An 11,295-nucleotide genomic window follows, 5' to 3' on the forward strand; every position below is an offset into this window, starting at 1 on the left:
TAAAAATAGCGGTTTACAGGAACTATCCCGCAAACCGCTATAAGAAAACACTTCATCTCATAACCAATTATGCAGATAGCACTCCATTCAATCTCTTGAATGACAGTTTTGCATTTATTCAACACAAAACCAACAAAAGGGCACTTGCTACCACCCTTTTACTTCGGCGATTATTCCTTTCTGTATCTGTCATCGCTAGCTACTCTAGATACATACTCTTAATATATCGCACCTCTATCTTCTACTATTCACTTTACTATTTTTATAAGTATAGACTAATCTAGTTTGTCATGTCAACTCAATTTATAATTAAAAATTTACAACTTAACGTGGTTTAACTAATTTTTCTGGATTCATATATCGATCATAATCAGACTCACTCACCCACCCTGTAGACATGGCCGATTCTTTTAAGGTAAGTCTCTCTTTTACTGCTTTTTTAGCAATCTCTGCTGCCTTGTCATACCCAATCAGCGGTACAAGACCTGTAATAAGGATTAAAGATTGATGCAAATAAAAATCAATGACTTCACGATTGGGTTCAATTCCCATGGCGCAATTCTGGCTAAAAGAATTCATCCCATCTGATAATAAGCGAATGGATTGCAATAAGTTATATACGGTCACAGGCATAAATACATTGAGCTGAAAATTCCCTTGGCTTGCCGCAAAAGAAATAGTCGTATCATTACCGAATACCTGAGCAACAATCATTGTCAGAGCCTCTGACTGAGTAGGATTGACTTTAGATGGCATAATGGAGCTACCAGGTTCATTCTCAGGTATTTTGATCTCACCAATACCGCACCTTGGTCCACTCGCCAGCCAGCGTACATCGTTGGCAATTTTCATCAAATCAGCAGCAAGAGCTTTCATCATACCATGCACAACGACTACCTCGTCCTTACTGGTTAGAGCATGAAACTTATTCGGTGCTGTTCTAAAGGCTTCTCCTGTAAGGCGACTTATTTCCTCTGCCATCAGCTCACCGAAGTGCTGAGGAGAATTAATTCCAGTACCAACGGCTGTGCCTCCCATAGCCAAATCTCTCATAAAATTAAGTCCAATGCTTAACATTTCTTCGTTTCTTTCAAGCATTCGTACCCAACCACTTATTTCTTGGCCCAAGGTAAGAGGGGTCGCATCCATCAAATGAGTTCTGCCGATTTTAATAATTTGACTATATTCTTCAGCTTTATGATGTAAGGTTTCTTTTAATGAAATCAGTGCAGGTAATAATTTCTCTGTCGCCATCATAACCCCAGCAACATGTATGGCTGTTGGAAAAATATCGTTAGAGCTTTGAGAGCAATTCACATGATCATTCGGATGAACAAGAATAGGTTCAGGAGTTTTTGCTATGATTTGCGTAGCGCGCCGTGCAATGACTTCGTTAATATTCATATTAAACTGTGTTCCACTCCCTGTCTGCCATACGGCGAGAGGGAAATTACCATCGAGTTTGCCTGCTAACAGTTCATCACAAGTTTCAACAATTGCATCGGAACGACGTTGATCGAGGACACCAAGCCTATAGTTAACAAGGGCAGCAGCTTTTTTAATCACACCGAAAACTTTTACTAGTTCATAAGGGATCTTTTCTACACCAATACGAAAATTTTCATAACTACGTTGAGTCTGAGCCCCCCATAATTTATCAGCTGGTACTTTGATTTCTCCGATTGAATCTTTTTCAATACGATATTCCATCAGATTCACCCCTTTTTCATCATTAAAAGCAGTTTTTTATCCTTACTTTAATAATAAGCCATATCGCCGTAAGAAGTATACTTTAATTCTGTCCATTTATCGAAAAAAAGTAAGTTTGTAATTTTTACAATTACAAACTTACTTTTTCATTATCATATGGTAATCAACTATTTTTCTACAGGCACAGTATTGGCAGCATGAGCCATAACCGTAATACTGTAATCTTTGCGGCCTAGTTTTTCTTCAGCAATTTGAATCGCTTCTTCTAAGCTTGCAGCAGCAATCATACCTGTTTTCTCAATAAACTCTTTATTTTCTGGCAAGGACACTAGAATGTGCGGAACTTCTTTTGCCATAAAACCTAATTTTAAAGCAATAAAGCCAGGCACTGTAAATCCAGCGCGTAATGCCAATTCTCGTTCATATAAAGATTCATAGTTAAACCAATCACTAAAGTCAGGTGGTTCCATCATATCACGGCATTCTAGAAGTAAGATTACGACTCCACCTGGTTTAACAGCCATAAAGGCATTGCCAATACTTTTCGATCCTTGATACAAATTGATATCTTTCGGGAATCCGCCAGCAGATGCAATCACTACATCAGCCTTGCCATTCACTGTTACACCAAATATTTCTTGAGCTGTCTTGCAACCATCTAACCAAGCTTCATACCAATGGCCAGCAACAAAACGTGCAAACTGTCCATTTGGTGTAAAGACAGCATTTAATAAAAATGCTGGTTTAAGTAACGCTGCCATTTCAGTTAAGTCTGCATGCATCGGGTTATTTTCTAACTTACCTGCGATGCATTCTTGGCTAACACCTTGCCCAACTTCACTATGCAGACACAAACTATGATTGGATTGAATGGTTTTATAAGAAGCAATACCAGGGACAATGGACTTGCGACCGCCGCCAAAACCTGCCATTAAATGATGAACAATCCCACCAGTCAAAATGACTTTATCAGCATTGACTGCATGTTTGTTTAAACTGACCTCATTACCGCGAGAGGTTTTTCCAATATGAACAAAGTCATCTTCTGTAGGAGCATAACTTTGCAAAATAGTAATCCGCTCTACAATCTCTTGCCCAAAAGTCAATATATTTTCCTCATGGGTATGATGACGATGAGCCCCTAAGGCAACAATAAGTGAAACATCAGCATCAGGTATACCTGCTGCATTCAGTTCATTTAATAAGGTGGGTAAAAATAAATCGTGCCGCACCCATTTACGTGTGATATCACTGGCAATGATGACAACCTTATCACCTGCCTGCACAACCTCTTTTAAGGGCGGCGTACCAATTGGATGATTTAAGACCTCTTTAACCGCAGCCTCTACATCCGTGACAGGTATAGCTGGTTTACCATCAACAACATTGATTACACGTTCTTCCGGCAAATTAATTGTTACTTCTTGATCGCCAAAACCAAAAGAAAATTCTTTTAACATTTATCTCTCTCCTATGCAACTTTTTCGTGGTTATTGCTTTTTTTTAAAACCAAAGGAACATCTGGCTTAACGACAAGCCACGCAATGATGCCAACTACAGCCGAACCAGCAGTTGCTAAAATAGCCGCCTGCCAGCCGTAATTCGTAGCAATCCACGCTGTCACTGTTGGAGCAGCAATCCCACCAATATTACCCCAACAATTCATCCAACCAGATACTGATCCGACAAACTTACCACCAATATCAATGCAAGCCGCCCATGACGCATTAAAAGTGAAACCTAAAGAACCCAATGATATTGTAAGCCACAATACATTCATCCAAGGAACAGTAGCTACAGCCCCAAGATACAGGGTAATACAGCATAAAATAAGTCCACCAATACCAAATAAGGTTCTAGCCTTATGTTTCGATACACCAGCAGAAACTAATTTATCACTCACAACGCCGCTGACCATTGTGACTGCACATAAGGCGGCCCATGGAAATGATGCAGCAATCCCCATACTCTTCATCGAAAAGTTTTGCGCTTCCATTAAGTAAAGTGGTAGCCATGCCAAAAAAACATACATAATGTAATCCGTAATAAAATATTGAATACCAATCGCCCAGAACTGTGGCGATCCTAAGAAACTTTTCCATGGCGCTAATTCTTTGTCAACTTCTTGACTTTGCCCTTCCTCGATATAATCAGCTTCAGCGGAGTTGACAAATCGACTGTTACGAGGAGAATCAACAGCTAAATAATACCAAAGAGCAGCTAGCACTACGCCCACTACACCAAAAATAATAAAAACAGAGCGCCACCCAAAAGCCATCATTAAGGCCACTGTAATGGATGGACCAACTACAGGCCCAAAAAATACACCACTCAACATAAATGAAGAGGCTCGCCCTTTTTCGGCTCCGTTAAACCAACGATACATAAACCGTCCCAAAGAAGGAGCCATGGGTCCTTCGCCCACACCAAAAAGCGCACGTACAATGGCAAAAGAAGTAAAGCTATTACAAAATGCTGTAGCTGATGTAAAGACCGACCACCAAATAGCTGCGATCGCTAATACTCGCCGATGACCGAAATACTCTGACATAATTCCGCCAGGTATTTGCATCAAAGAATATCCAACAAAAAAAGCAGTTTGCATTAACCCCATATTAATTTTGTCAAAACCAAATTCTTGCATAATGGTTGGAGTGGCTACTGATAAGTTTACACGATCCATATAAGAAATGAAACTAATAAAAAACATAAGTATTGCTAAATTCCACCGAAATTTTGTAGGACCCTCGTTCATAAAAAAACCTCCTCATTAATAAAATAAGCCCCTTACATAAAGTCGCAAACAAACGACCTCCCGTCAGGGCTTTCACCGTCCTCCTATACACGTATACACATGCATTACACCGTTATGTCCTTATTAGAAAGACTAAAATCGTTAATTTTTATTATAATATGGGTGAATTTACATGTCAACTCTTAAAATTTCTAATTTTTTTCCATTTAAATTGTGCTTGACATACAAATTAAGACCATGCTAAAATTATCAACAATAACTACATAGATTCATCAAGAGTTAGCTGAGGGATTGGCCCAATGAAGCTACGGCAACCATTGCAACATGCAAAAAGGTGCCACTTCCAACAGGAATGTTTCCTGACAGATGAAGATCGCGATTACATCAAATCCTCTTCATAATTGTGAAGAGGATTTTTTAGTACAAAGGAGTCGATAATATGAATAATGAACACTCTAAGCAAAATGCAGTACGGTACGCTTCCGAGAAAGCTAGTCGCTTTACTGAATCAGTGATTCGGGAAATGTCTCGCATTGCGACTGCCCACAATGCTATCAATCTAGCACAAGGTTTTCCTGATTTCCCCGCATCGGATGAAATCAAACAAGCAGCAGTTACAGCGATCCTAGAAGACCACAATCAATATGCCATTACCTGGGGCACTAAGTCCCTTCGCGATGCAATTGCTCTTAAAAACAAACGAGATTACGGTATCGAGCTTGATCCTGAGCGACAGATTACAGTGTGTTGCGGTTCGACAGAAGGCATGGTAGCCACCTTGCTCGCTACTGTCAATCCAGGAGACGAAGTCATTATTTTTCAACCTTTTTATGAAAATTACGGTCCTGACGCAATCCTATGTGGGGCAACGCCAAAATATGTACAACTCCATCCTCCTGAATTTAACTTTAATGTAGACGAATTAACAGCCGCTTTTTCTGAACGTACAAGGGCCATTATCATCAATACCCCTAATAATCCAACAGGTAAAGTTTTTAATCGAGAAGAATTAACCCTCATTGCTAACTTATGCATCAAATATGATGTCTTAGCAATTACGGATGAAATCTATGAACACATTATCTATGATGACGCGCAGCATATCCCTCTTTATTCCTTACCTGGCATGGCTGAACGCACTATTACTATTAACAGTATTTCTAAAACTTACAGCGTCACTGGCTGGCGTATCGGTTACGTCATTGCTTCCCCACAGATTAGTCAATCCATACGCAAAATGCATGATTTTCTTACAGTGGGCGCTGCGGCTCCCTTACAGGTAGCTGCGGCTCATGCTTTGGGCTTTGCTGAGAGTTATTACCAAAAACTTATTAGTTTTTATGCTCAGCGTCGGGATTTCATGTTAAAGGAATTGACTGCGATTGGATTTCAATGTGCTAGGCCCTCAGGTGCCTATTATATTATGGCTGATATTGCTCCCTTTGGTTGGAAAAATGACATTGACTTTGCCCGCTACTTAGCAGAAAAAGTGGGAGTCGCTGTCGTACCTGGTTCAAGTTTTTATAAAGAAGATGCCAATGACAAACATCGGTTCATACGTTTTTGCTTTTGCAAACAATTTTCAACACTAGAGGCAGCTATGGAACGATTACAAAAACTAAAATAAATGGAGGTATAGTTATGAAAAAGTCACTTAAACTCATTGCCCTTTTGGTAGTTCTCATCGTTACCCTTGGTTTAGCTGGATGCAGTCAACAAAGCAGTACACCAAAAGTAGAAAAAACACTAAAAGTCGGCGTAACAGCTGGTCCTCATGCAGAAGTCATGGATGTTGTAAAAAAAGTCGCCGAGAAAGACGGTCTAAAAATTGAAATTGTTGAATTCAATGATTATATCCAACCCAACGTCGCATTAAATCAAGGTGACATTGACGTAAATAGCTTTCAACACCAACCTTATCTTGATAATATCATCAAAGATCGTAAATATGAAATTGTATCTGTAGCCAAAACTGTCATTTTCCCAATGGGCATTTACTCCACTAAAATTAAGAATATCAAAGAATTGCCTGAAGGATCGATTGTAGCCATTCCAAATGATCCAACAAACGGAGGCCGCGCCTTACTGCTACTTGAAAGTAATAATTTGATCAAATTGAAACCAGGAGCCGGCCTCAAAGCTGCTGTTACAGATATTATTGAAAACCCTAAAAAAATCGTAATCAAAGAGCTCGATGCGGCTCAAATTCCTCGTTCCCTTGCTGATATTGATCTGGCCGCTATCAATACAAACTACGCTATCACTGCCGGTCTAGTCCCAACTAAAGATGCCATCGCAATTGAAGACATCAATTCTCCTTATGCAAATATTATCGCTGTACGCACTAAGGACAAAGAGGACCCTGCAATCCAAAAACTAATTAAAGCCTACCATTCCGATGAAGTAAAAGCTTTTATAAAAGACCACTTTAAAGGTTCAGTCGCAGTCGGCTGGTAAGAAATTAAAGTAATTTCCAGCCTTCAATGCGTAAACTTTTTATCCCAAGAAAATTTCCTAATCCAATCACCAACGGGTAATGTATATGAAAATTTTTAGGTAGATAAACCTGAATTTCATTCATCATCACCAACGTATAATCCCTTATTTCTCGCGGTTCACCAATCTCAATCGATGGACCAAAATTAACACGACCACAACACATGGCTGCCCCGTTACCATGCAATACATGAATACATCCACCCTTTGTTAAGATATAATCGCGGGCTTTATCGTTAATCGTAATCACATGATCGCCTCTTTTCTTTATTCTTCAATATTATTATTCTAACATAATTGAAGGATTTAGCTAACAAAAGGCGAAAAGTTATAGTATTGCGATTAGCAAAAATCAGGAAATCATTCATCTTAAGGAGGATAATTATGTTCGCATTGAATTTTCAATCACCAAACCATGAAAAGCTACTCATTTCTCGCACAAAAAACTGTACTATCCGCTTAGGGGATATAAGAGATTCATATCCTGAAAGCTCAATTGTATCCATTACTTTTGGGAAAAAATTTAGCCCTAAAAGAAAACTTTACTCAGCCATTGTTGACAAAGTTTGTATCAAGAAATTTTCTCAACTTAATACTGGTGATTTAGATCATCAGAATCCTGAAATCAAAACAGTCGATGAATTAATCATCTTCTTTGAAAAAATATATGAAAAAAGCATTTCACCGAATGATATCGTCACTGTCATTTATTTTTCTGAAATCGTTGAAGACTAATCATCATCGATATTAACTATTAACTTACGATAAGTCTGAATTTCCCAACATAATTCTAACTAAAACAACGCACTGGAATCTTTAAAAGGTTCCAGTGCGTTGTTTTATTAGTCGTCCTCACCAACAGAAGTTATTGCACAAAGATTAATCGTAATGTTAGTAAAACATATAGCCTCATCGCTGCCTGGAGTAAAGACTTCAACATCTGTCGCTAATACCAGCCCATCATCCACACGAGCTAGGCGTCCTTCTGCCTCAAATTGAAAGCCTCCTACAGTTCTTATGTTTATCTCTCTCTCGCCTTCTAGTCGTTTTAAAATACGAACGAGATGACGCATGTTCTCGCGAGAAACAATTTGATCACTCACCTTATCCCCCTCCTTTTTAACTTTCTTGTATTCTGTGAAATGGATTTTTACATACATTTTTCGATATTGCTACAATAATGCAAATATCAATAAAACTTAATTCTTCATCCTCAAGTGCCCCACCAGGGGTAAGTACAATAACAGATCTTTCACATGATGCTGGAAGTAAAAATAGAATACCATCTTCAATTCGATCAAGTAAACCGAAGAAGGTAAATCCATCAGCAGTGAACAATACAACATCAGTTCCGCAAGCGCACTCTAGTTCCTCGCACCAATGTCGATTGCATATGTCATCAAAAAATCCCATATGCCTTTATCCTCCTTTTTGATAGTTGTGGTTTCATTACAATCTATGCAGCTTCAATAAAAAAGTATACTAAAGTAAATTAAAAATTCATTCCATTACACACTTATTTATAGCAAAGAGGAGAGGTAACATGTCACAATCCATGTTACCTCTCCTCGATCCGCTATACTCTTTTTTTAAAATGCAAAGTTTCCGTTTTTAAATACAGGTATTTCTTTTCCTGCGGATGTAACTCCTATGATTTCAAGATCATGTGTACCGATCATAAAATCTACATGAGTCAAAGAATCATTGACTCCTAATTGATCTAACTCTTCCTTGCTCATATTTTTGCCATCTTTTATACAAATAGGGTACGCTTTACCGATTGCAAGATGGCATGATGCATTTTCATCAAATAGGGTGTTAAAATAAAGTATTTTTGCATTTGAAATGGGCGAATCATAAGGAACGAGAGCGACTTCACCCAGATAGGCAGAACCTTCATCTGTTTCAATGAGTTTTTTGAGAACTTCATATCCTTTTTCAGCAGTAAACTCTACAACCTTACCCTTTTTGAAAGTTAGAGAAAAGTTTTCAATAAGATTACCATTATAATTAAGAGGCATAGAGCTTACTACAATACCATTGGCGCCTGTTTTTTTTGGCAAGGTAAAAACTTCTTCCGTTGGCATATTGGCAATAAATTCTATGCCTTCCGTAGTATATTCTGAACCGCCAAGCCATATATGATCTGCCGGGAGTTCAATTTCTAACTCTGTGCCTAATGAATTTTTGTAACGAAGAAATTTGAATTGATGATTATTTAAAAATTCTGCACTGACTTTGAGATTTTTTTTATGCTGATCCCAAGCTGCTACAGGATCTTCCTCCTCAACACGTACCGTTTTAAAAATAGCTTCCCACAACGCCTTAATCGCTTCATCTTCTGATAAATGAGGAAATACTTTTTTAGCCCAAGACTGGGTTGGTATGGATACGACACACCAAGTATTTTTATTACTCATTAGTCTTTCTCGATATTCTTTTAATGCAATATTACTGGTTTTTTGTACTTTTGCCACACGATCAGGGTTAACGTCTTTTAAAAGTTCTGGGTCAGAAGCAGCGATACTAATAAAAGCGGCCCCTTCTTTTACATAGGATGTATAAAATGCCTTTTGCCATTCTGGAAATTCTTCAAAAACTTCTTCAGGAGCTTGTAAAAATCGAATCTTTGAAAATAATTCATCTTTCCAACTGATAACTACATCCCGCGCCCCTGTTTGATAAGCTACTTCAGCAATGGTTCTAGCAAATGGAGCACATTCAATCGGGGAAAAGATGACTAAAGTCTGCCCTTGTTGAATGTTAACTCCTGTTTTTACAATAAGATCTGCATATTTTTCTAATAAGATATGATCCATCATTGATTCCTAATGCATCTCAGATCTAAGTTGATCGAAACCATTAGTGTTCACTCCCTTCATATTAACAAGCCTTAGATTCACACTTGATAATCCTTCGACACTAGCCATCGAGTTCCTGTTATAAAAACAATATTTTTCTTTACTCAACTTGTTATTGACTCTCAAAGTCATTATTCTCTCTTTTCTATGTTTTCGATAAGATTATCTTGGCATACCCAACGTATTTTTATACATTGTCTATTTTATTAAAACATATTACAACGCAAAAAGGACCACTTTTGGTAGCCCTTTTTTATTTTTATAATGAATATTCAGCCTCAGCTTTACCTTTTTCTTTCCATGGGAAACGGATGAAAAACGTTGTGCCTTTAGGACTGGTCATAAAATCCAAGTGAGCATTATGCCTTTGAATAATACTATAACAAATTGCCATTCCCAGCCCTGTCCCACTATCTTTCGTGGTAAAAAAAGGTGTACCAATCTTATGTTTTATTTCATCAGGAATACCGTGTCCCTGATCTTTGACAGCTACAACAACTTTTTCGTTTTCCATAAAAGTACGAATATTGACTTGTCCATGCTTCATCGATTGTAAAGCATTATTTATAATAATTAGCAATACTTGTTGTATTTCTTTCCCATCAAGTAAAACCATAGGTAATTGGGGTAATAGATCTAACATAATTTTATTTCCAGTAATGATCGCTTCGTCTTGAACCAAAGGATAAATGATTTGAATAATATGATTGATGTCTTTCAGCAACAATTGATTATTTTTATTTTTAGCAAGAGCTAAGAATTCTGTAATAATGGCATTGGCGCGATCCACTTCTTCAAGCATGAGGTCAATGTCTTGAATTTCTTGTTCCTTCGAACTTCGCTTTTTGAAAAGCTGAAGATACCCTCGCACTGTCGTCATTGGGTTTCGTATCTCATGAGCAATACTAGTTGCCATTTCTCCAACGATATGCAAGCGATCTAACCTTTGCAATTCTCGCTCCAATCTCTTTTGATTACTAATATCAATCATCGTAGTATTATAGTACACTCTTTGATGATCCATTACAACAAAGGGAATACTAATAATCTGAACACAATAAGATCTACGAGAATGGGATTTAATTTCAAATTCAGTACAAACTCTAGTTTTTGTATCTTTGCAACGACGAAGATGATTTAAAAAAAGTTTAACATCTTGTTCAATAACCAGTACATGAAAAGGTAAATCGATCATATTTTCTTGTTGCATACCTAACATGGCGGCAGCGGTCAAATTGCCATCCACAATGATACCTCTTGTATCAAGTATAAGATATCCAACAGGTGAATGATCAAAGACTGTCGCGTAACGACTTCTAGATTCCTCCAATTCACTATTATACTCCTGAAGAGCTTGACATTGTACCTCTAAATCAATTACCTTCGACAACAAGACTTCTTGAGATTCCCTATTATAATTTGAAAATTCATCCTTGATTACCTCATGATTGATCCTACTATCAGCCATATTCT

General features: G+C 37.8%; 11 protein-coding genes and 2 riboswitches. Of the genes, 3 read left to right on the forward strand and 8 right to left on the reverse strand.

Features of this window, described 5'->3' with window-relative positions; all coding sequences use genetic code 11:
* Nucleotides 1-68: 68 nt before the first annotated feature.
* Nucleotides 69-245, reverse strand: a riboswitch (Lysine riboswitch).
* 79 nt (nt 246-324) lie between these two features.
* From fumC to ACAN52_RS11500, 3 genes are all read right to left on the reverse strand, one after another.
* A complete protein-coding gene (gene fumC / locus ACAN52_RS11490; RefSeq protein ID WP_378954914.1) occupies nt 325-1,710 on the reverse strand; it encodes a class II fumarate hydratase in 1,386 nt (461 codons plus the stop codon).
* Between the two features lie 167 nt (nt 1,711-1,877).
* The gene (larA, locus tag ACAN52_RS11495; protein ID WP_378954915.1) at nt 1,878-3,170 is read right to left on the reverse strand and encodes a nickel-dependent lactate racemase; all 1,293 of its coding nucleotides are present in this window, start codon (nt 3,168-3,170) and stop codon (nt 1,878-1,880) included.
* Between the two features lie 11 nt (nt 3,171-3,181).
* The gene (locus ACAN52_RS11500; protein WP_378954916.1) at nt 3,182-4,465 is read right to left on the reverse strand and encodes an MFS transporter; all 1,284 of its coding nucleotides are present in this window, start codon (nt 4,463-4,465) and stop codon (nt 3,182-3,184) included.
* Between the two features lie 266 nt (nt 4,466-4,731).
* Nucleotides 4,732-4,838, forward strand: a riboswitch (SAM riboswitch).
* A gap of 66 nt (nt 4,839-4,904) precedes the next feature.
* On the opposite strand from ACAN52_RS11500, the gene ACAN52_RS11505 reads away from it, so the two are divergent.
* Both ACAN52_RS11505 and ACAN52_RS11510 read left to right on the forward strand, forming a co-directional pair.
* Entirely contained in the window at nt 4,905-6,092 is a 1,188-nt protein-coding gene (locus ACAN52_RS11505; RefSeq protein ID WP_378954917.1) for a pyridoxal phosphate-dependent aminotransferase, read from the forward strand.
* Nucleotides 6,093-6,106: 14 nt separating this feature from the next.
* Nucleotides 6,107-6,922 (forward strand): MetQ/NlpA family ABC transporter substrate-binding protein, encoded by an 816-nt coding sequence (locus ACAN52_RS11510; RefSeq protein ID WP_378954918.1) that lies wholly within the window; start codon nt 6,107-6,109, stop codon nt 6,920-6,922.
* 4 nt (nt 6,923-6,926) lie between these two features.
* Here ACAN52_RS11510 and ACAN52_RS11515 read toward each other — a convergent pair whose 3' ends face one another.
* A complete protein-coding gene (locus tag ACAN52_RS11515) occupies nt 6,927-7,211 on the reverse strand; it encodes a CC/Se motif family (seleno)protein (protein WP_378954920.1) in 285 nt (94 codons plus the stop codon).
* A 134-nt stretch (nt 7,212-7,345) separates the two neighbouring features.
* Between ACAN52_RS11515 and ACAN52_RS11520 the strand changes: the two genes are divergently transcribed.
* Nucleotides 7,346-7,696 carry an ASCH domain-containing protein gene (locus ACAN52_RS11520; RefSeq protein WP_378954921.1) on the forward strand — a complete coding sequence of 117 codons (351 nt, stop codon included), beginning with the start codon at nt 7,346-7,348 and terminating at the stop codon, nt 7,694-7,696.
* A gap of 107 nt (nt 7,697-7,803) precedes the next feature.
* On the opposite strand, the gene ACAN52_RS11525 is transcribed toward ACAN52_RS11520, so the two are convergent.
* From ACAN52_RS11525 to ACAN52_RS11540, 4 genes are all read right to left on the reverse strand, one after another.
* Nucleotides 7,804-8,064 carry a hypothetical protein gene (locus ACAN52_RS11525; RefSeq protein WP_378954922.1) on the reverse strand — a complete coding sequence of 87 codons (261 nt, stop codon included), beginning with the start codon at nt 8,062-8,064 and terminating at the stop codon, nt 7,804-7,806.
* A 16-nt stretch (nt 8,065-8,080) separates the two neighbouring features.
* A complete protein-coding gene (locus ACAN52_RS11530) occupies nt 8,081-8,374 on the reverse strand; it encodes a hypothetical protein (RefSeq protein WP_378954923.1) in 294 nt (97 codons plus the stop codon).
* A 176-nt stretch (nt 8,375-8,550) separates the two neighbouring features.
* Entirely contained in the window at nt 8,551-9,783 is a 1,233-nt protein-coding gene (locus ACAN52_RS11535) for an aminopeptidase (protein ID WP_378954925.1), read from the reverse strand.
* 298 nt (nt 9,784-10,081) lie between these two features.
* A complete protein-coding gene (locus ACAN52_RS11540; RefSeq protein ID WP_378954926.1) occupies nt 10,082-11,290 on the reverse strand; it encodes a nitrogen regulation protein NR(II) in 1,209 nt (402 codons plus the stop codon).
* Between the last annotated feature and the right edge of the window lie 5 nt (nt 11,291-11,295).

The sequence above is a fragment of the Pelosinus sp. sgz500959 genome (assembly GCF_042610375.1).
In the GTDB taxonomy this organism is placed as follows: domain Bacteria; phylum Bacillota; class Negativicutes; order DSM-13327; family DSM-13327; genus CTSoil-075.